Origin of the sequence: Rossellomorea marisflavi, from assembly GCF_009806575.1 — a bacterium.
GTDB lineage: Bacteria > Bacillota > Bacilli > Bacillales > Bacillaceae_B > Rossellomorea > Rossellomorea marisflavi_A.
Map to the genome: position 1 here is coordinate 419928 of NZ_CP047095.1, position 23559 is coordinate 443486.

22 protein-coding genes, 2 pseudogenes and 1 riboswitch are annotated in these 23559 nt (G+C 50.0%); of the genes and pseudogenes, 18 read left to right on the forward strand and 6 right to left on the reverse strand.

The genetic code is table 11. The features are described 5' to 3' along the window. The first annotated feature begins 62 nt into the window (after window positions 1–62). Genes rlmD through D5E69_RS02250 form a run of 3 tightly spaced genes read left to right on the forward strand, consistent with a single transcriptional unit; the run spans window position 63 to window position 1898 of the window. Complete coding sequence (gene rlmD, locus D5E69_RS02240; RefSeq protein WP_048007543.1) at window positions 63–1460, forward strand: 23S rRNA (uracil(1939)-C(5))-methyltransferase RlmD; 1398 nt, start codon at window positions 63–65, stop codon at window positions 1458–1460. Beyond that, a complete protein-coding gene (locus tag D5E69_RS02245; RefSeq protein WP_048007544.1) occupies window positions 1444–1674 on the forward strand; it encodes an excisionase family DNA-binding protein in 231 nt (76 codons plus the stop codon). Before rlmD ends, D5E69_RS02245 begins: the two co-directional genes overlap by 17 nt. 26 nt (window positions 1675–1700) lie before the next feature. After that, on the forward strand, window positions 1701–1898 hold the full coding sequence (locus D5E69_RS02250; protein WP_048007545.1) for a YwbE family protein: 198 nt from the start codon (window positions 1701–1703) through the stop codon (window positions 1896–1898). Between the two features lie 40 nt (window positions 1899–1938). On the opposite strand, the gene D5E69_RS02255 is transcribed toward D5E69_RS02250, so the two are convergent. Continuing rightward, window positions 1939–2919, reverse strand: coding sequence for a 5-oxoprolinase subunit C family protein (locus tag D5E69_RS02255; RefSeq protein ID WP_159129139.1), 981 nt, complete (start codon window positions 2917–2919; stop codon window positions 1939–1941). Next, window positions 2916–3617, reverse strand: coding sequence for a 5-oxoprolinase subunit PxpB (gene pxpB / locus D5E69_RS02260; RefSeq protein WP_159129140.1), 702 nt, complete (start codon window positions 3615–3617; stop codon window positions 2916–2918). The genes D5E69_RS02255 and pxpB overlap by 4 nt, the downstream gene beginning before the upstream one ends. 298 nt (window positions 3618–3915) lie before the next feature. Here pxpB and D5E69_RS02265 point away from each other — a divergent pair, with 298 nt between their 5' ends. The 3 genes and pseudogenes from D5E69_RS02265 to D5E69_RS02275 all read left to right on the forward strand — a co-directional run bounded on the left by D5E69_RS02265 (window position 3916) and on the right by D5E69_RS02275 (window position 9686). Beyond that, window positions 3916–5106: an MFS transporter gene (locus D5E69_RS02265; RefSeq protein WP_048012162.1), complete on the forward strand. Its 1191-nt coding sequence runs from the start codon at window positions 3916–3918 to the stop codon at window positions 5104–5106. Window positions 5107–5344: 238 nt separating this feature from the next. After that, a complete protein-coding gene (locus D5E69_RS02270; RefSeq protein ID WP_159129141.1) occupies window positions 5345–8083 on the forward strand; it encodes a GTP-binding protein in 2739 nt (912 codons plus the stop codon). A gap of 230 nt (window positions 8084–8313) precedes the next feature. Further along, window positions 8314–9686 (forward strand): annotated as a pseudogene (locus tag D5E69_RS02275) (IS3 family transposase). A 147-nt stretch (window positions 9687–9833) separates the two neighbouring features. Here D5E69_RS02275 and D5E69_RS02280 read toward each other — a convergent pair. Beyond that, window positions 9834–10676: an STAS domain-containing protein gene (locus tag D5E69_RS02280; protein ID WP_048005777.1), complete on the reverse strand. Its 843-nt coding sequence runs from the start codon at window positions 10674–10676 to the stop codon at window positions 9834–9836. Window positions 10677–10814: 138 nt separating this feature from the next. On the opposite strand from D5E69_RS02280, the gene D5E69_RS02285 reads away from it, so the two are divergent. The 9 genes from D5E69_RS02285 (at window position 10815) to D5E69_RS02320 (ending at window position 17552) form a co-directional block, all read left to right on the forward strand. Next, window positions 10815–11600 carry an ABC transporter ATP-binding protein gene (locus tag D5E69_RS02285; protein ID WP_148797200.1) on the forward strand — a complete coding sequence of 262 codons (786 nt, stop codon included), beginning with the start codon at window positions 10815–10817 and terminating at the stop codon, window positions 11598–11600. A gap of 2 nt (window positions 11601–11602) precedes the next feature. Next, complete coding sequence (locus D5E69_RS02290) at window positions 11603–13234, forward strand: hypothetical protein (RefSeq protein WP_048012165.1); 1632 nt, start codon at window positions 11603–11605, stop codon at window positions 13232–13234. Between the two features lie 192 nt (window positions 13235–13426). Next, the gene (locus D5E69_RS02295) at window positions 13427–14185 is read left to right on the forward strand and encodes a ZIP family metal transporter (RefSeq protein ID WP_048005783.1); all 759 of its coding nucleotides are present in this window, start codon (window positions 13427–13429) and stop codon (window positions 14183–14185) included. A 170-nt stretch (window positions 14186–14355) separates the two neighbouring features. After that, entirely contained in the window at window positions 14356–14685 is a 330-nt protein-coding gene (locus D5E69_RS02300) for a hypothetical protein (protein WP_048012166.1), read from the forward strand. 54 nt (window positions 14686–14739) lie between these two features. Continuing rightward, a riboswitch (TPP riboswitch) is annotated at window positions 14740–14844 on the forward strand. 61 nt (window positions 14845–14905) lie between these two features. Further along, complete coding sequence (gene thiT / locus D5E69_RS24020; protein WP_430757489.1) at window positions 14906–15247, forward strand: energy-coupled thiamine transporter ThiT; 342 nt, start codon at window positions 14906–14908, stop codon at window positions 15245–15247. A gap of 5 nt (window positions 15248–15252) precedes the next feature. Next, complete coding sequence (locus D5E69_RS24025; protein ID WP_430757490.1) at window positions 15253–15498, forward strand: energy-coupled thiamine transporter ThiT; 246 nt, start codon at window positions 15253–15255, stop codon at window positions 15496–15498. Window positions 15499–15607: 109 nt separating this feature from the next. Further along, the gene (locus D5E69_RS02310; RefSeq protein WP_159129142.1) at window positions 15608–16261 is read left to right on the forward strand and encodes a DedA family protein; all 654 of its coding nucleotides are present in this window, start codon (window positions 15608–15610) and stop codon (window positions 16259–16261) included. Between the two features lie 53 nt (window positions 16262–16314). Next, a complete protein-coding gene (locus D5E69_RS02315; RefSeq protein ID WP_048005771.1) occupies window positions 16315–17076 on the forward strand; it encodes a threonine/serine exporter family protein in 762 nt (253 codons plus the stop codon). A 20-nt stretch (window positions 17077–17096) separates the two neighbouring features. Beyond that, window positions 17097–17552: a threonine/serine exporter family protein gene (locus D5E69_RS02320; protein WP_048005770.1), complete on the forward strand. Its 456-nt coding sequence runs from the start codon at window positions 17097–17099 to the stop codon at window positions 17550–17552. 49 nt (window positions 17553–17601) lie between these two features. On the opposite strand, the gene D5E69_RS02325 is transcribed toward D5E69_RS02320, so the two are convergent. Then, a complete protein-coding gene (locus D5E69_RS02325; RefSeq protein WP_048005769.1) occupies window positions 17602–17964 on the reverse strand; it encodes a DUF2500 domain-containing protein in 363 nt (120 codons plus the stop codon). Window positions 17965–18192: 228 nt separating this feature from the next. On the opposite strand from D5E69_RS02325, the pseudogene D5E69_RS02330 reads away from it, so the two are divergent. Both D5E69_RS02330 and D5E69_RS02335 read left to right on the forward strand, forming a co-directional pair. Beyond that, window positions 18193–19919 (forward strand): annotated as a pseudogene (locus tag D5E69_RS02330) (ABC transporter ATP-binding protein). Further along, window positions 19903–21678, forward strand: a complete 1776-nt coding sequence (locus D5E69_RS02335) for an ABC transporter ATP-binding protein (RefSeq protein ID WP_048012170.1) — start codon at window positions 19903–19905, stop codon at window positions 21676–21678. Before D5E69_RS02330 ends, D5E69_RS02335 begins: the two are co-directional and overlap by 17 nt. 386 nt (window positions 21679–22064) lie before the next feature. Here D5E69_RS02335 and D5E69_RS02340 read toward each other — a convergent pair whose 3' ends face one another. Further along, complete coding sequence (locus D5E69_RS02340; protein WP_048012171.1) at window positions 22065–22487, reverse strand: pyridoxamine 5'-phosphate oxidase family protein; 423 nt, start codon at window positions 22485–22487, stop codon at window positions 22065–22067. Between the two features lie 125 nt (window positions 22488–22612). Between D5E69_RS02340 and D5E69_RS02345 the strand changes: the two genes are divergently transcribed. Continuing rightward, window positions 22613–23266 (forward strand): uracil-DNA glycosylase, encoded by a 654-nt coding sequence (locus tag D5E69_RS02345; protein ID WP_048005765.1) that lies wholly within the window; start codon window positions 22613–22615, stop codon window positions 23264–23266. Here the strand turns inward: D5E69_RS02345 and D5E69_RS02350 are convergent. After that, complete coding sequence (locus tag D5E69_RS02350) at window positions 23263–23511, reverse strand: alpha/beta-type small acid-soluble spore protein (RefSeq protein WP_048014892.1); 249 nt, start codon at window positions 23509–23511, stop codon at window positions 23263–23265. The genes D5E69_RS02345 and D5E69_RS02350 overlap by 4 nt on opposite strands. Window positions 23512–23559: the final 48 nt, after the last annotated feature.

Sequence of the window (23559 nt, forward strand, 5' to 3'; positions counted from 1 at the left end):
TTTCGTCCCGCGGACGTGTTTATGGTACAATCATGAGATGAAATCTGAAAAGGAAGATCGACATGAAAAGAATAGTACCCATTACAAAAAATGAATATATAGAAGATGCACGATTCGAGGATTTGACCCATGATGGAAATGGCGTGACAAAAGTGGAGGGGTTCCCGATTTTCGTGCCGGACGCCCTTCCTGGGGAAACCGGTCGCGTCAAAGTTGTGAAGGTCGGAAAAGGCTTCGGATTCGGGCGCCTGGTGGAAAGGCACAGTGACAGTCCCTTCAGGCAGGAGCCTCCCTGTCCGATCTATTCGGAATGTGGCGGGTGCCAAATCCAGCATATGACGTATGACGGGCAGCTTCAGGCAAAAGAAAAGAACGTCCGCGATGTCCTCGAGAGAATCGGGAAGCTTCGCGATCTCCCTGTCCATCCTGTCCTTGGTATGGAAGATCCGTGGCGTTACCGTAACAAGGCACAGGTACCCGTCGGGCTTCAAGATGGCAGGTTGGTGGCCGGATTCTATCAGAAGCGAAGCCATGAAATCATTGATATGGATCACTGCATCATCCAGTACGAGAAGAATGATGAAGTGATCCAGAAGGTGAAGGATCTATGCGCAGACCTCGGGATCCAGCCTTATAATGAACAGTCTCATAAGGGTGTCCTCCGTCATATCATGACGAGGACCGCATTCACCACGGGTGAAGTCATGGTGGTCATTGTCACGCGGACCAAAGATCTTCCTCATAAAGAGACCTTGATCAAGGGGCTCACCGAATCGTTCAGCGGTTTGAAATCCATCGTCCACAATGTTAACGGCAAACGGACGAATGTGATTATGGGGGACGACACCCGGGTGCTCTGGGGAGAAGAAGTCATCCATGACAGCATCGGGGATGTGAAGTTCGCCATCTCGGCACGGTCATTCTATCAGGTGAATCCCGAGCAGACCAAGGTCCTTTATGATCAGGCTTTGGCATTTGCCGACCTGCAGGGAGAAGAAACAGTCATCGATGCCTACTGCGGAATCGGTACCATTTCATTATTCCTTGCGCAGAAGGCGAAGAAAGTGTATGGAGTGGAAATTGTCCCTCAGGCCATCGAGGATGCGCGGAAGAATGCGGCGTTGAACGGGATGGATAATGTAGAATTCGAGGCAGGTCCCGCCGAAGTCGTCATTCCTTCCTGGTATGAGAAGGGCATCAAAGCCGATGTCCTAGTCGTCGACCCTCCACGTAAAGGCTGCGATGAAGCACTCTTGAACACCATCCTTTCCATGAAGCCGAAGAAGGTGGTCTACGTGTCCTGCAACCCCGCCACCCTGGCAAGGGATCTGAAGATCCTTGAAGCAGGTGGCTACCGGACGAAAGAGGTACAGCCTGTGGATATGTTCCCGCAAACGATGCATTGCGAAGCCGTCGCGCGTATTGAATGGGAAGGGGACCCCCATGTATCTGACGATTGAAGAAACAGCAGAGTATCTTTCCCTCCCTGTCGCCTATATCGAAAGCCTCATCCTTGAACGGAAGGTCCGGGCTGTACACGATGGAGAGCGGTATTTGATCTATAAAGAGCAATTCACCCATCATCTTGAACAGATGGAGAAGATGAAGCGTCAGCTTGCCGAGTATTGGAATGAGCCGATACCGGAAGACCCTGATGTGAAAGACGAGGACTGACAGGTCCTAAGATAGGAGCAGTGAACATGAACGGACAACAGCGTGTGAATATCAAACCGGGTATCGAAGTGGATATCGTCCTGAAGAAAGATCAGCGCTCCGGTGCGTTGACCAGGGGGATCGTCAAAGATATCCTGACCAATTCGCCTCAGCATCCGCACGGCATCAAGGTCCGCCTGCAAGACGGACAAGTGGGTCGCGTGAAACAGATCATAACGGAATAAACAAAAGCGTCCTTCGTTTTGAAGGGCGCTTTTGCTGTCTTCACACGTATTTCAGGGAGATTCCCTGTCTGAGTTCTCTCAGCTGCCTTTCACGCCGTAGATACAGCCTCTGGGCTTCCTCATGGGTGATGGGGGCAAATCTCAATTCATCGCCAGGCTTCGCCTGGGCGACCCGCGGCAAATCGATGGAAGCGACCTCGGCGATCCTTGGGTATCCCCCTGTGGTCTGCCTATCGGCAAGGAGCACGATGGGCTGGCCGTCAGGAGGTACTTGGATGGTCCCGGTTGTGACGGCTTCAGAAATCATATCCCGGTGAGTTTCGGTCTGAAGGGCGGGTCCCGATAAGCGGCAGCCCATCCGGTCCGACCGGGGAGACACAGTGTAGGATTGATTGAAAAGTGCCTCCCGACTTTCCTTCTGGAAGTGGCCATGCTCATTTCCCGGCATGATGCGGATCGCCCGCGAACGGGCGTGACCGATGAGCTCATATGGGATCGACCAGTCCGTTTGGGGGTTCATGGAGAGCTCATTGCTCATTTCCTTGGCAAGGCATGAGGGGGTGCCGACAGTAAGCCTGTCACCCTTTTGTAACGCCCTGCCCCTATACCCCCCGATCCCTGTCCGGAGGTAGGTGCTATGGCTACCCATCACTTCAGGTACTTCGATCCCGCCGGCAACGGCCAGATAAGCACGGCATCCTTCTTTCGGGGTGCCGAACCGGAGGATGTCCCCCTCATCCACTCTAAGGGGCTTCCAGAGCGGCTGTGGAACCCCGTTGATGGTCGGGGAGAAATCGGCTCCGCAAATGGAGAGGAGGGTCTGCCCGTGGAAACGCAGGTGAGGTCCTGTAAGGGTGATTTCGATCAAGGCTGCACCGCTCTCGTTACCCGCTAATAAATTCGCCACTTTATGGGCAAGGTGATCGATGCTGCCGCTTACGGAGACTCCGTACTGCTGGAACCCCGTCCTTCCCAAATCCTGTATGGTCGTCAGTAATCCGGGTTTTAAGACTTCAATCATCGGCTGGCCTCCATTTCTTTATATTCTTGAGGGGTAATGGGTTTGAATCGGAGGCGGTCGCCTGCCTGTAATATGCCGGGAGGACAAGCCTGAGTGTCGAACAGAGCGACAGGTGTCCGGCCGATCAGCTGCCAGCCACCCGGGCTTTCCAGGGGATAGATGCCTGTCTGGCTTCCGGCGATGCCGACGGAGCCACGTGGAACCCGGAGACGCGGCTCCTTTCTTCGCGGAGTAGCGATTTCTTCAGGCATGCCGCCGAGATACGGAAATCCGGGGGAAAAACCAATCATATGAACCAGGTAAGGAGAACCGGAGTGCAACTCTATCACCTTTTCGGGAGTCAGGTCATTCCATTCTGCCACAGACTCCAAGTCCGGTCCGAAGTCGCCCCCATAGCAGACCGGTATCTCGATTGTCCTTGGCTCTTCCTCGGCTCCGGGAGGGATGGAAGAAAGGATCGTATGTATTCTATTCATTACCGTTTCGTAAGGGAGGCGGTCCGGGTGTTCGAGCTTCATAGGATCGTAGTGAAGTGTGACCGTGGTGAAAGCTGGTACGATATCGGTGATCCAGGCTGGATCGGCTTCTTCGATGGCAGAACAGATGCTCCTGACTTTCACATGGGTAGCGTGATCGATGGAGGAACCTGCCTCGATGACGAGGGCATGATCTCCTAAGGGACGTAAGGAATAATCCACATGTCATCCTCCATTCTGTTTGAATTTTTCCACTTGTCTGACTCTCATTATAGTGGAATACCCAGTCATTTCAACGGTGAAGGTCCAAGGGTTCCTTGAAATAGTGGAAAAATCCGGACTTTCCTTATAAAAGCGCCATCTTCCTACAACTTTGTGTTATTATTTAGTAATTCGAAATAGTCGTATCGCAGGGGAGGGAGGATGTATCCCAGTCGGGTAAGGGAAGCCGGAGGTGGTTACGGCTCCGGCAAAAACCTGCCTCCCCAGCGGAACGAAGTCAGAAGAGAGGAGGGTTTCTATGATTCATGCAAAAGATCCCTTGTGGACACGGTCTTTTGTGATGTTGATGGTAGGGAACCTGTTTGTATTCATGTCATTCCAGATGCTCATCCCGACGCTTCCGCCCTATATCAAATCGATTGGGGCATCGGGTTTTGAAATCGGACTGGTCACAACATTATTTTCCCTCGGTGCGGTCCTCAGCCGTCCGTTCATCGGTTTCATGCTTGAGTATAAAGAAAGGAAGCCCCTCGTCTTGGGGGGAGCGGCCATGCTCCTCGCCATCACGATCATCTATCCTCTATCCAGCGTCGTCCTGATCTTCCTGTTGTTCAGGTTCGTTCACGGTCTGGTGTGGGGATGGTCCACGACGGTCAACGGCACTGCGGCCGTTGATGTGGTCCCGAAATCAAGGCTTGGTGAGGGGATGGGCTATTACGGGTTGTCGATCACGATCGGCATGATCATCGCTCCGAGTCTCGGAATCTACCTTTACCAGGTCACGACCTTCACGAATCTGATCATCACCTCTGGTATATTGGGACTCATTGCGGTGCTACTGCTGGCGGTTGTGCGCTATCAGACCCCGAAGGTCGTCAAGGAGACGAAAAAAGAGAACCTGACCTTTTCCTATCGGGACTCCCTTATTGAAAAGTCAAGTTGGTTCCCGGCTTTCATCACGATCGTCATCACCTTCGGCTACGGCACGATCGTGACATTCATCGTGATATTCGGAGACGAACGGGGCATCGACCATATCTTCCTCTTCTACCTCTTCAATGCGATCTTGGCGTCGCTCTCAAGGCCGATTGCGGGGAAATGGTTCGATCAGAAGGGGCCGAAGGGGCTCGTCCTGTTCTGCATTGCCGTGACGTTCATCGGAATGTGGGTGCTCTCGTATGCCCATTCGGATGTCATGATCTCCATTGCAGGAGTTTTATTCGGAATAGGTTTCGGTTCCCTGATTCCGACGCTTCAATCCTGGACCTTGTCGTTGACACCGGAGCACAGACGCGGAGTCGCAAATGGAATGTTCTTCTCATCCATCGATCTCGGAATCGGGCTGAGCGGGCTCGTATTCGGTGTACTGGCACAGTATATCGAGATCGGGATCTTGTTCCAGATCTCAAGTGTTTTCCTGCTGGCTGCCTTTTTTATCGCGATTTTCCACGGGAGGAAGAAGAAATTGGTGCATCAGGCTGCCTCGTAGTTTACGAGTCGCGCGACAGTGGTATGATGATAGGACTATCCCTTTTCAATGCGGTTATGCCGCCATTGGAAGTGGATAGTCCTTTGTTCTGTAATGAATGAAGGTCTATGCGACCATGGTATAAAGGACCATTCGCAAAATGAAAAGGAAATGACATTTTATCACGGTGAAATTCTGTTAGAATGATAGAAATAGATCAGTCTGCGGATCGTTGGTTCCGCATTTAACGGAGGATATTATGACAGAAGAAAAACTGCTAATGGAAAAAACATTCCATGAAACATTCACAGGGGACACCGGAAGGAATCTCCATCCCATCGAGGTCCTGGGTGCTGCATTCGTCGAAGAACAGAAGAATGAGCCTTATGACCTGACTGATATCCGCTTTGCGCAAGGGGAAGTCTACTTCCACTGCAAGGATTATGAAGCGGCCATCTTCAAGTGGGAGAGCATACAGAACGAGCGTGAGCCATGGGCGAAGAAGAATATCGCAGATGCTTATTACGAGCTCGGGATGCTATCTTCCGCCGAAGATGTATATACGGCCATCCAAACCGACGGAGTCGTACTGACGATGGAGGTATCCCTGCAATTATTCTCCCTTTACATTGAACGTGAGAAGATTCAGGAAGCATACCGTGTCATCGAGAAGGCGCTCGGCATCGACCCGGACTATCCAAATGTTTCATCGATCGCCCGTGCGTTCTACGAGGGCCAGCAGGATTGGAATAATGCCATCGAGCTTGCAGTGAGGGAAGCGCTCCGCACGAAGGACGGCAAATGGTTTTCCGTTCTTGAGGAGTACGCGGTCAAAGGGTATATCACATCGTTTGCCCCTGCGTACTTCCACGACCTCCTCATTGCTTCCTACGAGAGCGATTCAAGACAATTCCGCGGACTTGTCTCGGCGTTCTGGAACAGCTATAAGGTGGAACCTGCCCTGCATATCGAGTGGATGCAGACGATCAACACCATTTTTGAATACGTCCAGGTCGAGACCCATGAATCGTGGGATGATATCCTTTCCCTTTATAAGGAATCCTTCAACGGCTTCATGGAAAGTGGTCATCTTATCCATGATCTGCAGCCCTTCATGCCTGGTCTTGTGACAAACTGGCTCAAAGTGAGCCGTGCCGGATCTTCCCTGCTTGCGGCTTCTGCCGTGCTTGCATGGAACGATGTGTTCTCGTATTCCCTTGAGCCCGGGGTTGCGGAAGAAGCCGAGGCGCTGCTCATCGAGTCGGCAGAAGATGCCCGCTTTGAGGATGTCCTCCTCTTCCTTAACCGGATCATGGCCTGGTCTGAATCGAACCGCGTACCTGTAGGCTACAAGACAAAATGGATGTCCGAGCAGCTGATGGATTACAGCAGGAACCATATTGTCGTCGCAGGAAGCGTTTCAAGTGGAAAGTCTTCCTTCGTGCAGTCTGTCCTTGGTGAGAGTATCGGGGAATCAGAAGGCTCCACTGTGGTCTACACCTATCACGACCAGCCTGTCGAAGTAAGTGAAATCCATGGGGAAGGCGTCCGCCGGGTGGAGAGCATCGCTGATTTCGAAGAAGTGATGCACAGGGAAGCGTTCGTTGAGTACAAGATCCCTTCAGACTTCCTGAAGAAAAACAGTGCCGTACTTATCGATGTCCAGGTCGGTCAAAGGCATCAGGATGATCTTGCTTCGTTCTATCCGGTGGCAGACGGTCTGCTGTACGTGCTGAACGCCGAGGCTCCGTTCAATGCCGAGGACCGTCAAGTGCTCCGCAGGCTGCAGGAAATCGATCAGCCCGTCAAGATCAACTTCCTGCTGAACAAAATGGATAAGGTGGAGGTACATCCCGATGATGTGATCGAGTCCGTGGAACGAAAGGCGAAGGAGTGGTTCCCTGAAGCGGAAGTGCTGCCGTATTCGTCCCTTGAGGCCGTTTCCATCCAGCGTACAGGTGTAGAAGCATTCATGACCCGCCATTATGATATGAGTCCCGCGTATATCAAAGCAGAGAGAGGGACGAAGCTCTTCTACCTCGTGCGTAAAACCTTGAAGGATCTGTATTCGATCCGCAAGAATAAAGAAATCGCCTTGAAAGAAAGCATTGCAAAAAATGAAGACATCCTGTCACGACTGAATGGATTCCACAATCATCTCGGTGATATGCAGGGAGAGAAAATCGCTCTGATCAAAGATTCCTTCCACGAGCGCAAAGAAGCGGTCAAAAAGGAAATCAGGACGGAAATCCCGAATATCCTGCATAAGTGCTCTGAACTGATTAACGAGGAAAGTGACTATAAAAATATCCATACCGAGCTCAATGAAGCGATGAATACGCGGATACAGGAATATCTCCAGAACGATCTCATGCCGAGATACCTCGATTCCCTTCAGGAATGGATGGCAGCTTCGAAGCATGAACTGCAGGAAAGCCAGGAGTATCTCTACGAGATGAGTTCGACTTTTAATGGACTGTTCGGGGAAGAACGCGTCGTCCTTCAATGTGATGATCAGGTGCTCGATGACTGGAGACGGGATGTAAGCCGCATGGGAACGAGGGCTCAGATCGATAAGGAGAATATCCTTCTCCGCTTCAAGCCTGCCCAGTTCCTATTGAAGAGCGCCGGGAAGCTCTTGGGCGTACTGCCTCAGAACAAGACGCTCCTCTACAATCAGTACAAACGGTACTTGGAGAATGAGGACTACGGGGATATCACAGAATCCGTTGTGACGAAATTCTTCCTTCAGTTCGATCTTTTCGAAAAATCATTGGAACAGGATATCCGCTCCTTCTATGCAGAACCTTTCCATCAGCTGTCTTTGACCATCAAAGGCACGGAAGGGGAAATCAAGGAGGACAAGGAACTTCTGAGCGAGATGAAGGCGGATCCCGAAAGATATTTCGACCCGATCACCTTATTCGAAGTGAAACTCCTGCAATATGAATATATGATGAAGGCAAGCTACCAGCCTTCCCAAAAGTATACCCGATGAAAAAGCTGTGACGAAAGTGTTTTAGTCATAGTAAAACCCGAATTCACTTGCTTGCAATAAGGCAAATGAATTCGGGTTTTTAAGTTATTTTACTATTTCATTGTTTCCAGCGGTTGATTGGAGTGCAAGACGAAGACTCCTGCGGGAAGTGTAGCTGATGTGAGACCCCGCAGGCATGTGTGCTGCCCCCTTATTACTAGACACCCCAATCCTAAAAGGAGGGGTTATAAATGAACAAGCACACCCGTACGTTTAAACTTCAACTGGCCAAACGTTACTTGGAGGATGAAACGGTTAGTTTTCGAGATTTAGCTTCACAAGAAGGCGTGGATGCTGCTGCGCTGGGCTATTGGGTCAAGTTGGTTCGCCATCATGGTGATCAAGCCTTTTCTTTTCCCTATACAACGTATTCTCCTGCCTTTAAACTAAAGGTACTTCACTATATTACGGACAAGAATTACTCCATTCGAGAGGCATCTGCCTATTTCCACCTTCCCGATCCCTGTATTGTGCGCAGGTGGTTGAGAAAGTGGGAGAAAAGGGGACGAGATGCCTTCGATTCAAAGGAAATGAGGGCCTTGACGATGACTCCTAAACCACCCAATCAACATAAGAAATTAGAAGACATGACTCCCGAAGAGCTACGAGCACACGCCGCCTATTTAGAGATGGAGAATGCTTATTTAAAAAAGCTGAGAGCCTTAGTTCAGGAGGAATCATCACCAAACAGATCAAAGCGAAAGTAGTATTTGAACTAAGGAATGCGTTCCCGGTGATTCAGCTCATCAAAGTAGCGAACCTCCCTAGAAGCACCTATTACTTCATCAAAAAACAGTGGGACCAACCCGATCCTGATCGGAAGTGGAAAAGAAGAATTACCTTGATCTTCCGCCGTCATTCAGGCCGTTATGGTTACCGTCGGATTACGGATGTACTCCAGGCAAAAGGGTATGACATCAATAAAAAGAAAGTCCTTCGCATTATGAAAGCCCTAGGGCTCCAGTGCCTGGTAAGAAAGAAGAAATACCGGTCTTATGAAGGGGAAGTTGGAAAAGCGGCGCCCAACACCCTCGACCGAAAATTCATGGCATCGAAACCGAACCAAAAATGGGTAACCGATGTGACGGAATTCAAGATTGCCGGACAGAAACTGTACTTGTCCGCGATGTTAGACCTGTTTAATCGAGAAATCATTACGTACACGCTTCACACGAAACCTAGCTTTGATTTAGTAGAAACGATGTTACTTCAAGGAGTCGAACGTCTACGTGAAGGCGATGACCTTCTTCTTCACTCTGATCAGGGCTGGCACTATCGCATGCCTAAGTACCGAAGGATACTCAAGGACCATCACATCACTCAGAGTATGTCTCGGAAGGGAAACTGTTATGACAACGCCGTGATGGAGAATTTCTTCGGCATCATGAAATCAGAGTTTCTCTACAGAGAAACTTTTCGGAACCTCAAGGAGTTCAACCGAAAATTAGAAGAATACATGGATTACTACAACCACTTGCGAATTAAGTCTACGCTCGGTAAAAAGAGCCCGGTAGAATACCGACTGTACACACAACGAATGAATCAAAAAGTGGGTGTCCAATAATTTGGGTCCAGTGCACATGCCGAGGAGGCTCACGGGCTACCCGCGGAAAGCGAAGTCTTGCACGGAAATCATTAGCGGTATTAAGAACCTACACTGCTATTGTTCGTCATTGTATGATCCCTTTTTTGTTTTGTCCTACCCTCTTTTTTATATGGCAAAGATAGACGTCATGATCCGTTTCAGTGAATTCTCCGTGCGCACTTCCGAGAAGTCCAGTCCTAGATGAATCGCTGTCTGGGCCACTTCGGGGCGGATCCCGGTCAAGATCGATTTCACGCCGAGAAGGTTAAGGGCATCCACGAGATGGAACAGCTGCTGCGCGACCATCGTGTCGATGAGAAGGACACCGGAAAGGTCGATGATCAGGGTGGAGAGCTGTGAGTCGGAGCTCTGCTGAAGCGTTCCTTCCAGTATGCTCCTTGCCCTTGCTGTGTCGATCTCACCGATGAGGGGGAGGAGACCGATCTCATCCGTAAGGGAGATGACGGGCGAGCTCAATTCATTAATCAGATCGGACTGGGCTTGAAGTCTATCCATGATGTATGTCAAATAATGGGAAGTGAAGCGTTCGAGTACGTAGTCGAGGGAGCTGTTCAACTGTTCTTCCCAAAGGAAGATTTCCTCTACACCGATTTCAAGATCGGATTCGTTGACGAATTTTTTGACGAAGTTCCAATAGACCCTCCTGAAGACAGCGGAATTCCGTACCACTTCATCAAGGGTGGTGGTGGAGCGGCTTCGATCGGCAGCTGTTTTCTTCGTCCACTCATCAATCGCTTCTTTCATCTCTTCTTCGGGACGGATGAGGCATTTTGCCAGGAGCCTGGCATAGGTGGCGTTCTGCTCCTTCACCCTCTCCTGCACATCCCGCGGTGCATCAGAGGAGTAATGGGATCCGTACTTTACACGTTGACGGTTGGCCCATTCCTCTGTGAAATGATAGGCATTTTCGTTCAGATACTCATATAGTGCTAGTGAATGTGTCGTCATAGGGCTCTCCTTCGCAAATCTACTGTACTCATTGTCTATCGAATGCCAGTCTTTGTCAATGAATGGCGCAGAAGGAAAAGAAATGGATATGAATTTATGTTACCATTGGAAGATACTGTTTTAGCAAAGGAGTATAGCATGGAAACGAATCAACCAATTCTCTCACTGCATCAACTGAAGAAAACCTACAATGGAAAGGAAGTATTAAAAGGAGTAGACCTTGACGTGTTCCCGGGGCAGATCATCGGGTACATCGGTCGAAACGGGGCCGGTAAGAGCACGACGGTGAAAATCATCCTCGGCCTTGAAGAAAGTGATTCCGGCTCGGTGAGGCTGTTCGGTGAAGAAATCACCTCTACCTCTGTTGAATACAAAAAAAGGATAGGGTATGTGCCTGAGCTTGCCGACCTTTATGATAATCTCACGGGCCAGGAGTATCTGACCTTCAGTGGGGAGCTTTATGGGATGGACCCGGTTGAGGCTGATGCGAAAGCGGAAAAGCTGATGAGCCTCTTTGGTTTGTCCGACGTGTATCATTCCAGGATCGCATCCTACTCAAAGGGGATGAAACAGAAAACCCTCATCATCGCGAGTCTTCTTCATGATCCTGATATCCTGTTCCTTGATGAACCGATCAATGGTCTCGACGCCAATTCTGTGATGATCTTCAAAGAACTCCTGGCACTGCTTGCTGCGGAAGGCAAGACGATTTTTTACTCCTCCCACATCATGGATGTAGTCGAAAAGATCAGCAGTCGCATCATCCTCCTTCATCAGGGGGCGGTCGCTGCGGATGGGAGTTTTGAAGAGTTGAAGAATCAGAATTTAGAAGGTTCCCTCGAAGAGATCTTCAATCAGCTGACAGGCTTCACAGAGCATAAGGAGACGGCGTCTGAGATTGTTTCTGTCGTAAGGGGAGTGTAATCATGAGGACATTTCCAACGTTGAAGGTCCTTGATGCATTCAAGGGGCTGTTCGCGATTTTCGGCTTTGATTATCCTGTGATCCGCAAGATCCTCCACATGAAGTGGACCATGGACGGTAGGAGGGTCCCTACCATCTTCCAGCAAGGGAAGGTGAAAAATGAAAAGGACGGGAACCGGTTCATCAAATCGCTTTGGGTGTATGCCTTATATGGATTGCTCCTGCTTCCGATCCTGTTCTTCGGGGATATGTATCTGTTTCAAATGACGCTGATTTTCTCCGTCATCTTCTTCATGACCAGCACCTCGATGATTTCGGATTTTTCCGTGGTGATCCTGGATGTGCGTGATTCCACGATCCTTTTCACCAAACCGGTCCAGCGGAAGGATATCTCGATGGCGAAGGCGCTCCATGTATTCTTTTACCTGTTCTTCCTGACCGGAGCATTGACGATCATCCCACTTGTGGTTTCGTTCTTCTTAAATGGGTTTGTCTTTTTCCTTTTATTCCTGGTGGGAATCGTGCTTCTCGATCTTCTCATCCTGGCCATGACGGCCCTGATGTACTATTATGTTTTGAAGTTTTTTGATGGTGAGAAGCTGAAGGATATGATCAACTATGTCCAGATCGGTCTCTCCGTCGGGATTGCCATAGCCTATCAGCTGGCAGCGAGGGCGTTTGACCTCGTGGATGTGAATATGTCCTTTTCACCGGAGTGGTGGACGGTGTTGATCCCGCCCCTTTGGTTCGGTGCGCCGTTTGAATATGTCCTCAATGGGAATCACTCCAGCGTGGTACTCATCATGTCGATTCTTTTTGTGCTGGTACCTCTCGCTGCACTGTTCATCTACATCAAGGCACTTCCACAGTTCGAGCGCAATCTTCATAAGCTCTCGGCACAAGCCGGCGGAAGGAAGCGGAGGGTGAAAAGCAATCGATTCCTTAAGGTGCTTTGCCGGAATCAGGAGGAACGTGCGTTTTACCGATTTGCCCAAAAAATGATGAGGACGGAGAGGGACTTCAAGCTCAAAGTCTATCCTTCATTGGGCTTTGCCTTGATCCTTCCGTTTCTTTTCATTTTTACGAGGCCTGGCCTTTCCATCTGGGATCTTCATGGAAGTAAATCTTATCTGGCCGTCTATGTCAGTCTCATCGTTGCCCCGTCGGTCGTCATGATGCTGAATTATTCCGGAAGGCATAAAGGGTCCTGGATCTACAGGGTGGCTCCCGTGACCCGGGTGGAATCGGTCTATAAAGGGACTTTGAAAGCCTTCCTTGTGAAGCTGTTCCTTCCGGTGTACATGGTCCTTGCCCTTGCATGTATTTTCCTTTATGGACCGGTGATCATCCCGGATCTCATTGTCATCTTCATGATCATGTGTATCATTACGGTCATCTGCAGTGTGTGGATGAATCAGGTTCTTCCATTTTCAGAGAGTTTCGAGGGGATGGCCCAGAGCGAAACCCTCAAAATCATCCCCTTCTTCTTCCTAGCTGGAGCATTGGCAGGTCTGCACTACTTGGTACTCAAGATTCCTTTTGGCATCTACGGGTATGGGTTGTTAGTGGCTGCGGTGAACCTTGGCTGCTGGAAATGGTTGATCAAGGGCCGGAATGAGCCGGAACGCCTTTAGGCGCATCCGGCTTTTTTTGGCCTGCCTGGAAATCCACTCGGATAACACCATTTGCAGATATAGGCATATACATAGGGGAGAATGGGTAACGTCGTAAAGTGGAATGATGATAGAGGACGAAAGGGAGGGCTTAATGTGTTCCTTGATTGGTTAGGTGGACTTAATCCTGCTCTTCAGGCTCTTTTTGGCGGAATGGTGACCTGGGGGCTTACGGCATTGGGGGCCTCTGCGGTCTTCTTCTTCAGAAAGATCGAGAAACATACATTGAATATGATGTTAGGCTTTGCTGCGGGGGTCATGATTGCGGCTTCCTTCTGGTCCCTTCTCGCTCCTTCCATAGAGTTCAGCGAGCAGAACGGGCAGATTCCGTGGCTTGCACCGGCAGTCGGCTTCCTTCTTGGAGGACTTTTCATCCGGCTCCTGGATTTTGTCGTTCCCCATCTGCATCTCGGGAACGCATCGGAAAAGGCGGAGGGACCACCGACGAAGTTCAAGAAATCCACGCTCTTATTCCTTGCCATCACGCTTCATAATATTCCAGAGGGTCTTGCAATCGGGGTGGCATTCGGGGCTGCGGCACTCGGTCTTGGCGATGCGACCCTGATCGGGGCCATAGGTCTTGCCATCGGAATCGGGATTCAGAATATGCCGGAAGGGGCCGCGTTATCCATCCCTCTGAGAGGGGAGGGGATGTCTCGGAGGCGCGCCTTCAACTACGGTCAGATGTCTGCTATCGTAGAGCCCATCGCGGCAGTCATCGGAGCAGCGGCCGTACTGATGATCCAGCCGCTCCTCCCATATGCCCTGGCATTCGCGGCAGGCGCCATGATATTTGTCGTTGTCGAGGAATTGATACCGGAATCCCAATCTTCAGGAAGTACGGATCTTGCCACCCTGGGTCTGATGGCGGGGTTTGTCGTGATGATGATCTTGGACGTATCGTTGGGTTAAGAGAGAGCATCCTGAACTTTCAGGGTGCTTTTTACGTGCTTGTCAGGGGCGTTTTACCCCGAAGGATGTCGTAATATCTGGAAAAAGAGTCGAAAGACCTATTATCGGTGAATCTTTTTGTCATATCATTCAGATTCTTTTATACTATAATAAAAAGGGATTCATTTAGTATGAAAGAACTGGTTGGAGGGGATGGAATGAAGCTGATCGCCGAGTCGAAGAAGACACTGAGCATCCTTTTGGTTGCAATCCTTTTCGTGACAGCAAACCAGATTCCTGGAGTACAGCACGTCACGGCCCGCATCGCGACCAACGTGTATATCAACTTTAAATATGAGCATTTGAAATTATCGTATGATTCTGTGGAATTTTCCCCGCAGCTCGGTGACTACTCCGTTGCGTATAAAGATGGGGAAGGGAAACGCTATGGCTTCATGGTCACACCGAAAGCCATGCCGATCTTCATCCGCCACGATCCGTTGGAGCCTGCGCCGGAATGATTTTGCCCTTTTCCCGCTCTTCCGTTATAATGGACAGGTAATCAATTTCATAAACGTAACCACAAGGGGAGCTGTTTTGCTGAGAGTGAACGGTCGATCCGTTCTGACCCTTTGAACCTGTTAGTTAGCACTAGCGTAGGGATGTGGAAGGCAGTTTTTTGCCTTGTAGTACATGCATTCTCCCTAATGGTTTCGTTCATAGAAAAGGGGGATTTTTTTTATGAAGAATATGAAGCTCATCGTCTTGATCGAAGTGGCGATCATGGCTGCCCTTGCCGTCGTGGTCGATCTGATTCCATCCATCAAGCTTACACCGTCGATTTCATTTAATGTGGCCATGGTGCCGATCTTCCTGCTGGCATTCAGAAGGGGCTTCAAGGCGGCCACGCTGGCCGGTTTCATCTGGGGATTGTTACAGGTCGCCCTCGGGGAAGCCTGGGTCGTTCATCCGGTACAGGTCTTCCTTGAGTATTTCGTGGCTTTCGCCTTTATCGGTGGGGCCGGACTATTCAGCAGCCGGATCCAGAGCGCTGTGCGCGATGGGGGAAGAAAGGTCTGCTGAGTTGGATGCTTCTCGCGATTTTGGTCGGAAGCGTGGCCCGTTATTTCTGGCATTTCATCGCGGGTGTGTTCTTCTTCGGGTATTTGGCGCCGGATAACCTGTCGCCGGTTCTGTTTTCATTTGCTGCCAACGGAGCTTCGATGCTCGGTTCGGCGATCCTTTGCGCCATTGTTTTATGCGCGTTGGTGGCTACAGCACCCCGACTTGTCAAAGTGGAGGATGGACGTTCCATGAATCGTAAAGCTGCGTGAGTGTGAAGATCGGCTGAGGCCGGTCTTTTTCTATTGTGCTGGCGGGGGTTTCACTTGGGGAGAGCAGGGGTAAATGAACAGGAATAGGACTATGGAAGGAGGGGTGATCATGACGGAATATATGCTGGAGGCTGCCCAGGATTGGGGAGTGTGGGGGATCCTCCTCTCCCTGTTCATCGAAGGGAGTGCCTTCCCATTTGTAGGTACGTTATTCATCGTGACCGTCGGGTTCTTGTTGGAGCTATCGTGGCTTGAGCTCTTTTTCGTCTCCGTTGCAGGAAGCGCCCTCTATGTCTTAGGGAGCTATATCCCTTACTTCCTTAGTTATAAGCTCGGTGAAAGGGTGGAGGCACGCCTCAGCCCTGAACGCAGGCAAAAGCTTCGGGCTGCACAGGATCAGTTCACGAAGTATGGCATTTGGAGCGTGGCGATTGCGAGTCCTCTGCATCTGGGGAATGTCGTCCCTTTTGTTGCCGGGATGTCCAAGATGGATGTGAAACTCTATTCCTTCCTCACCATGCTCGGGATCACACCCTCCACCTTCATTCTCCTGAGCTTCGGGAAATTCTATGGAGGAGATCCTGAAACCGTCATGCGTACAATCGATCATTATCAAAACCTTGTAATCGGCGCTGTTGTCGCTGCCACAAGCGTCTATATCCTCTATAAATGGAAGTGGAAACCCCTCAGGAAAAAAAGATCCGTCACAGACGGCGGACCCTCTTCGATAAAGAACGATGATGAGTCCTCATTGCGAACATAATTCCTTTCCTTTAAACTAAACCTATTCTTAAATCAATCGTGTGGAGAGATTCTATGGAAGCAAAAATGATGCGAAGATACGATATCATGGAGGTATGTCTCCTTGCAGGTAAAATCATGCTGCAAAGCGGCGCGGAAACGTACAGGGTGGAAGATACCATGATGCGGATCGCAGCCTCCTACGGGATCAAGGAATCCCACAGTTATGTGACGCCCACGGGTATCATCTTTTCAATTGAAACAGAAGAGCCGACCAAGACCAAATTGATCAGGATCAACGAGCGCTCCACTGACCTTGAGAAAGTGACGCTCGTCAACAGCCTCTCCAGGCAGATCAGCAAAGGGCATCTGTCTGTGGAAGAGGCCTTTCATGCGCTTGAGAAGCTGGATGAATCGGATCTTTCTTACCCGTTCAAACTTCAGCTCTTGGCAGCCACCATCGCAAGCGGTTGTTTCCTTATCATGTTCCTTGGATCCTGGAATGACTTTATTCCGGCTGCCATCACGGGCGGTGTCGGATATATCTGCCTGATCTATTTCCAACGGGTCGTGCCGATCAAGTTCTTCTCCGAGTTCTTGTCCAGTTTGATCATCGGCATGCTGGCCTTCGGATTCGTCCAATCAGGCATCGGGCACCAGCTTGATAAAATCGTCATCGGCTCCGTCATGCCACTGGTACCAGGGCTCTTGATCACCAACGCTGTCAGGGATCTGATGGCAGGTCATCTTGTATCTGGCTTGAGCAAGGGTGCAGAAGCATTTCTGACGGCGTTTGCCATCGGAGGCGGGGTTGCAGTTGTTTTCACATTGTTGTAACGGAAGGGGAATAAAGAGTGATGTTTGTTGTTGAACATATGGTGACGAGCTTCATTTCGGCTGCCGCTTTCGGGATCATCTTCAATGCCCCGAAACAATCGCTGTTCAAATGCGGTATCGTCGGGATGCTCGGATGGATGATCTATATCGTCCTGTTCACCGTAGAAATCGATACCGTCATTGCGACGCTTGCGGCTTCATTCGTCGTGGCGGTGGTATCGCAGATATTTGCCAAGATGTACAAAACCCCGGTGATCATATTCAGTGTTGCCGGGATCATCCCCCTTGTTCCGGGCGGGATTGCCTATGATGCCATGAGGAACTTTGTCCAGAATGACTACAATATGGCCATGAATCTGGCGGCTAAGGCGTTCATGATCTCCGGGTCAATTGCGATCGGCCTCGTCTTCTCCGAGGTCATCAATCAGGTGATCCGGAACGCAAAGCTCAGTTCCTCTGCGCGCAGGATGAGATGAAACAATATAGAAAAGAAGAGGGTGCCGGTGGCGGCATCCTCTTTTCAACTTATTGCCCATCCCTTTCGAAGCCGAGATAGCGTGTGCCCTGGAAGGTGAGGAGTCCCTCATCGCCTTCTGCAAGCATGCCGTATTCTGGGCCCTTGACGTGCATCTCCATCCGATCGCCGTTTTCTACTTGAAATGTCATGTAATAGCTGGTGTGTGCCCGCGTATCTCCGCCGCCGCCGTGAACCTCTGTCCGCTTCGACACGACTTCGGCCCTGGATGACAGGCGCGGAGACTGATTGTTACTATTCCATTCGCTCACACCTTTAAAAGATTGAAACAAAAAGATGCCTATTACAACGGTGATGCCCAGCCCCACTATGACAGGCATAATGTTGAACATGATGTCCCCTGTTTCACCCATATTTTCTCCCCCTTTATCGGTTGATCCGTAACATAGTATACGGAAACAGGGCTGAAAAAGTTTCATTCGTAGTCATTGGATCTTTGGGGGCGCAGGTGGTGAGAAAAGGACTTCGGGCAAATCTTTCGGCTTCCGTACAATCAAGAAACGCGCTATGATGAAAGGAACGATATATCGGTATTGCCGGCGGTTCCTCCACATATGATCGCCGGAATGAAGGGAGTACATATGAAGGTCATACATTTTCTGAAACCTTATCGCATGGCCATGGCTGTAGCGTGGCTGTTCATGCTCACAGAACTTGCAGTAGAGCTTTTCAACCCGTTATTCATGGCGAAGATCATTGATGACGGCGTCATGACCGGGGATCTGGATCTCGTGCTGAAATGGGGCGCCATCATGGTGGCCATGTCCCTGTTCGCCTTCCTCTCCGGCATCGCCAACTCTTTTTTCGCAGCCCATACCTCTCAGGGCTTCGGATATGATTTGCGAGGGGCCCTGTACGAAAAGGTCCAGTCATTCTCCAAATCGAGCTTTCAAAACCTTCCCGCGTCTTCCCTCATCACGAGGATGACCAATGATGTCAGGCAGATTCAAAATACCATTTTCATGAGTCTCCGGATCATGCTCAGGGCGCCGCTCCTGGTCATCGGTTCCACCATCATGGCCCTTCTGGTCAATGCCCGGCTTACCATGATCCTGATTCTGGTCATCCCTGTGCTTTGGCTGTTCCTTGTATGGGTCCTCAAAAAGGGGTGGGGCTTGTTCGGGAAGGTCCAGATCCGTCTTGACCGGGTGAATGAAGTGATGAAAGAGAACCTCTCGGGCATGAGACTGATCAAGGCGTATACGAGGGGACAATATGAAGAATCCCGCTTTGGTGAAGCCAATGATTCACTGAAGGATCGAACGATGAAAGCCCTCCGCTTCATGGAAATCATCATGCCTTTACTCATGCTCGTCATGAATATGGTCCTCCTGTATATCCTTTGGCATGGAAGTGAGCGGGTGGCAACCGGAGGGGTACAGGTAGGGGAAGTAGTTGCCATTGTCACCTATGTAACCCGAATTTCGTCGGTGTTCTCCATCTTCTCCTTTATCATCACGAGCTTTTCGCGGGCGAAGGCATCGTCAGGCCGAGTGGGAGAAGTGTTGAACACCACTGTGGATATTACGGATCTTGAAGGGACGGCAGGTCAGGTGGTAAAGGGGAAGGTCGAATTCAAGGATGTTTCCTTTCGATACCCGGGCACGGAAGAATATGCCCTTGAGGATATCACATTCACCCTTCAGCCTGGTGAGACGATGGCAGTACTCGGGGCGACTGGTGCGGGCAAGACGTCCATGTTCCAGCTGATCCCCAGGCTGTATGACCCTCAATCTGGCGAGATTGAAATCGATGGCCAGCCCCACGGCAGGATTCCACTCGATTCACTCCGGACGTCCATCGGCTACGTCCCGCAGGAAGCTGTCTTATTCTCGGGATCCATTGCCGAAAATCTCCTCTGGGGAAAGAGGGGGCATCTCAAGAAGAGATGGAACAGGCGGCAAAGGATGCGCAGATCCACGACACCATCCGAGAGCTTCCCCGAGGATATGAAACGGTTCTCGGTCAAAAGGGAGTGAATCTTTCCGGTGGTCAAAAGCAGCGTCTTTCCATTGCGCGTGCATTGATCAGGAAACCGACGATCCTCATGCTCGACGATAGTACGAGTGCCCTGGATATGAAGACCGAGGCGAAGCTCATCGAGGCGTTAAAAGGGTATGAATGTACAACGTTGATCATTACCCAAAAAGTAGGGACCGCCATGGGGGCTGATATCATCCTTCTCCTTGAAGACGGAAAGCTGATCGCCCAGGGGAATCATCAATCACTTTTGACCGACTCCCCGTTATACCAGGACATTTACAGATCGCAATTCGGAGAGGAGGAACGGCATGTCGAGACACGCTAGAAAGACACTCGGTAAAAATGATAAAGCGAAGGACATGAAAGGTACACTCCACAGGATATGGGATTACCTTTCACGCCAGCGGGTCCTTCTCTATATGGTCATTGTCATGGTGGTCATCAGTTCTGCCGCGTCCCTCCTAGGTCCGTTCCTCGTAGGGAAGGCAATTGATGACTATGTCGTCACGCGTGAAATCACCGGTCTCGGACGTTTGCTCATTGCGTTGATCCTGATTTATATTCTTCATTCCATCTCTGTATGGTTCCAAAATTATTGGATGATCGGAATTGCTCAGGAAACGGTACACCGGATGAGGAAAGATTTGTTCCATCAACTGCATCAGCTTTCGATCCCATTCTTCGATAAGCGGAAGCACGGGGAGCTGATGAGCCGTGTGACGAATGATATCGACAACGTGAGTGCTACGCTGAATAGTTCGTTCATTCAGATCATTTCAAGTTTCCTGACCCTCCTCGGTACCATTTCGGTCATGCTCTGGTTGAGTCCGCTGTTGACGTTGATCACCCTGACGGTCGTACCCCTCATGGTGTTCGGGATGAAGTGGATTACGAAGAGGACGGGTCCCCTTTTCAAGGAATACCAAGGAAACATCGGTGAACTGAACGGGTATATCGAGGAGACGATTTCCGGTCACAGCATCATCAAAACCTTTTCCCGGGAAGAGACCGCCATACAGGAATTCAAGGAAAAGAATGAAAAGCTGAGGAAGGCTGGCTTTTGGGCAGACACGTATTCGGGGTTCATCCCTAAGCTCATGAATGTATTGAACAACTTGAGTTTTGCTGTCATTGCCGGGATCGGAGGGCTCTTTGCCATAAGGGGTTACATCACGATCGGGGTCATTGTGATTTTTGCAGAGTATGCAAGGCAATTCACCAGGCCGCTGAATGAACTGGCCAATCAGTATAATACGCTCCTCTCGGCCATAGCCGGTGCTGAAAGGGTGTTCCAGATTATTGATGAGGAACCTGAGGCAGTCGATGAGGGAGACGCGATGGAACTGTCCAGAGTGACGGGGGAAGTGGTCTTCGATCATGTGTCCTTTGGATACAGCGAAGACGAAATGATCCTCGATGATGTTTCATTTGTGATTTCTCCCGGTGAAACCGTAGCGCTTGTCGGCCCGACTGGAGCGGGCAAGACGACCATCACAAATCTGATCTCCAGGTTTTACGAACGCAATGCAGGTGACATCCTCATAGATGGAGTGGATCTGTCTTCGGTTAAGCGGAAGAGCCTCCGTTCCCATATGGGGTTCGTCCTGCAGGATAGTTTCCTGTTCCAGGGCTCGATCATGGAAAACATCCGCTATGGCCGCCTTGATGCGACAGACGAAGAAGTGAAAGAAGCGGCAAAACTCGCTAATGCCCATTCCTTTATCCGGAAGCTTCCAGGAGGTTATCATACGGTGTTGACCGAGGGGAGCATCAGTCAGGGGCAGAAGCAGCTGCTGTCCATTGCGAGGGCAATCCTTTCCGAGCCTTCCATCCTTGTTTTGGATGAAGCTACGAGCAGCATCGACACGATCACAGAAATGAAAATCCAGGAAGCACTTAAACGATTGATGGAAGGGCGTACCAGTGTGGTGGTGGCACACAGGCTGAACACGATCCGTCAGGCAGATCAGATCCTTGTTCTGGACGGCGGGAAGATCATTGAACGCGGTTCACACGAACACCTGATCAAGATGGGTGGATTCTATGCGGGCCTCTATCAGAGTCAGCTGAAGGAAAGCATATAAAAAAGAACCCGAAGCGGGATCCCGCTTCGGGTTCTTTTACATCGGAGGAGGCGGTCATCCCGACCGGCCTTCTCCCACGCTCTCTATTATGGAGAGGAGCGTGCATGTAACTTGCAACATCACAAGTGAATATGGTTGATTTCTTTACGTTTAAGATAATTTAAACAGCCGCGGGCAATTCTTCTTAGTCGCTTGATCTACCTAAACGACGTAAGCCCTACCTCTCTTACATCCTAACGGCTCCGAAGCCGATCCAGTGTGAATAAGTTGTTTATGTCAAACAACTGGAGAATTACAGATTATCTTCTCTATCGTTTGAAAGTATGTTACAAGTCTACAATCACTAATAATAACATGCGCTCCATACTCTGTCAATAGCCTGCTGTTTAAAGATCCAAAGTCTGTGGAGAATCTTCTTCGTTATTCATGAGTCTGATCCCCACGGGTTCAATCTTAAGGACGACAAGATTCGGATCTTCCGGTCCATCAAACCAGTTCTTCATGTGATCATTCCATATCTTTTTCTTGTATCCTTCCGATTGTTCAACTGAAGCTTTTCCTTCGATTTCCACGAATGTATCACCGTATCCTTCACCGTCGTAGCCGAGCAGGATATGAACGTTGGGGTTTTCTTCGATTTCATCGGTCTTATCGGTCTTCTTGCTTGTTGGTGTGTACAGGACCAGATCCTCGTGATAGTAGGTCATATAGCGGGAATAAGGTTTGTTATCCTTAACGGTAGCGAGTGTCCCCACCTTGCTTTCATCCAACACCTTCAATACTTGCTCTTTCACTTTTTTCTGTGACACGATCCCATCTCCTTTTCGATTCAACATCTTATGTCCTTACTATTCCTTTTTTACAGGAGGATTAAACATGCGTGATCGGCTGGAGGATGGGGAATAGTGTAAAAAAGCATATAGGAGGAATCGAGATGACAGTCGTACCGGAAGAAATATCGACCATCTGCAGGAAAAGAATGGAGCCTTTTGACTGTGAGGGATTCGTGAATGGACGTGGACCGTTGGATCCGATCCTGATGATTGTCGGGGAAGCGCCGGGTGAAACGGAAATACATAATGGGATCCCATTCAGCGGCAGGGCCGGGAAGGTACTGGATGAATGGTTTCGTTACGTTGGGGTTGGCAGGGAAGATATATATTTCACCTCTGCGGTGCGGAGCAGACCATTTAAGCGTGTGGATAAGAAGAGGAAGGACGGAAGGGTGGAGAGGAAATGGGTCAATCGGGCCCCGAACATGAAAGAACAGTTCGCCCATGCGGCCATCTTGGATTATGAGCTGGCCCATGTAAGGCCAAAACAAGTTGTCACCCTTGGGAATATCGGTCTCCAGAGGTTGGTTGGAAGGAAATATAGCATCTCTTCTGTCCATGGAACCTCCATCCGGACAAAATTGAAGTGCCTGAAGGATTATGAACGCAGGGAGTGGGGAGAAACGGAGGGAGAGTACTCTCTCTTTCCTACGTTCCATCCCGCCTCGATTTTTTATAATCGTTCCCTGGAAAAAGACATCTACCGGGACCTGGACAAGCTCAGGCAGATCCTCTCGGATAAAGGGGTCTTTTAGTTGCGGTCCATCTCTTCCTTGGCTATCTTGATGAGTTCCTGGACCATCTTGCCGCCAAGTTGTCCCCCGACTCTCCCGTTTTCAGCAGCCGACAGGTGACCGTTGTAGCCTTTTTGGAGGGGAACCCCTACTTCTCTTGCAGCTTCGAACTTTGCATCTGACGGACGATCGGCACCGGAAATCCTCGCCTTCATTTCATTGAGGGCGTCCCGGGAACCTGGGACTAAAAGTTTGCGTTTCGACATGTTTTCACCCCCTTCATCCTATTTTCCCCAAAAAAATTAATGGCATGT

Bases quoted from the DNA above. Each gene is read 5' to 3' on its own strand.
- D5E69_RS02250 (WP_048007545.1), top strand. From the start codon at position 1,701: ATGAACGGACAACAGCGTGTGAATATCAAACCGGGTATCGAAGTGGAT.
- D5E69_RS02280 (WP_048005777.1), bottom strand. From the start codon at position 10,676: ATGACGACACATTCACTAGCACTATATGAGTATCTGAACGAAAATGCC.
- thiT (WP_430757489.1), top strand. From the start codon at position 14,906: ATGAAGAATATGAAGCTCATCGTCTTGATCGAAGTGGCGATCATGGCT.
- D5E69_RS02265 (WP_048012162.1), top strand. From the start codon at position 3,916: ATGATTCATGCAAAAGATCCCTTGTGGACACGGTCTTTTGTGATGTTG.
- D5E69_RS02245 (WP_048007544.1), top strand. From the start codon at position 1,444: ATGTATCTGACGATTGAAGAAACAGCAGAGTATCTTTCCCTCCCTGTC.
- D5E69_RS02255 (WP_159129139.1), bottom strand. From the start codon at position 2,919: ATGATTGAAGTCTTAAAACCCGGATTACTGACGACCATACAGGATTTG.
- D5E69_RS02320 (WP_048005770.1), top strand. From the start codon at position 17,097: ATGTTTGTTGTTGAACATATGGTGACGAGCTTCATTTCGGCTGCCGCT.
- D5E69_RS02290 (WP_048012165.1), top strand. From the start codon at position 11,603: ATGAGGACATTTCCAACGTTGAAGGTCCTTGATGCATTCAAGGGGCTG.
- D5E69_RS02315 (WP_048005771.1), top strand. From the start codon at position 16,315: ATGGAAGCAAAAATGATGCGAAGATACGATATCATGGAGGTATGTCTC.
- D5E69_RS02325 (WP_048005769.1), bottom strand. From the start codon at position 17,964: ATGGGTGAAACAGGGGACATCATGTTCAACATTATGCCTGTCATAGTG.
- rlmD (WP_048007543.1), top strand. From the start codon at position 63: ATGAAAAGAATAGTACCCATTACAAAAAATGAATATATAGAAGATGCA.
- D5E69_RS02310 (WP_159129142.1), top strand. From the start codon at position 15,608: ATGACGGAATATATGCTGGAGGCTGCCCAGGATTGGGGAGTGTGGGGG.
- D5E69_RS02300 (WP_048012166.1), top strand. From the start codon at position 14,356: ATGAAAGAACTGGTTGGAGGGGATGGAATGAAGCTGATCGCCGAGTCG.
- D5E69_RS02285 (WP_148797200.1), top strand. From the start codon at position 10,815: ATGGAAACGAATCAACCAATTCTCTCACTGCATCAACTGAAGAAAACC.
- D5E69_RS24025 (WP_430757490.1), top strand. From the start codon at position 15,253: ATGCTTCTCGCGATTTTGGTCGGAAGCGTGGCCCGTTATTTCTGGCAT.
- D5E69_RS02350 (WP_048014892.1), bottom strand. From the start codon at position 23,511: ATGTCGAAACGCAAACTTTTAGTCCCAGGTTCCCGGGACGCCCTCAAT.
- D5E69_RS02295 (WP_048005783.1), top strand. From the start codon at position 13,427: ATGGTGACCTGGGGGCTTACGGCATTGGGGGCCTCTGCGGTCTTCTTC.
- D5E69_RS02335 (WP_048012170.1), top strand. From the start codon at position 19,903: ATGTCGAGACACGCTAGAAAGACACTCGGTAAAAATGATAAAGCGAAG.
- D5E69_RS02345 (WP_048005765.1), top strand. From the start codon at position 22,613: ATGACAGTCGTACCGGAAGAAATATCGACCATCTGCAGGAAAAGAATG.
- D5E69_RS02270 (WP_159129141.1), top strand. From the start codon at position 5,345: ATGACAGAAGAAAAACTGCTAATGGAAAAAACATTCCATGAAACATTC.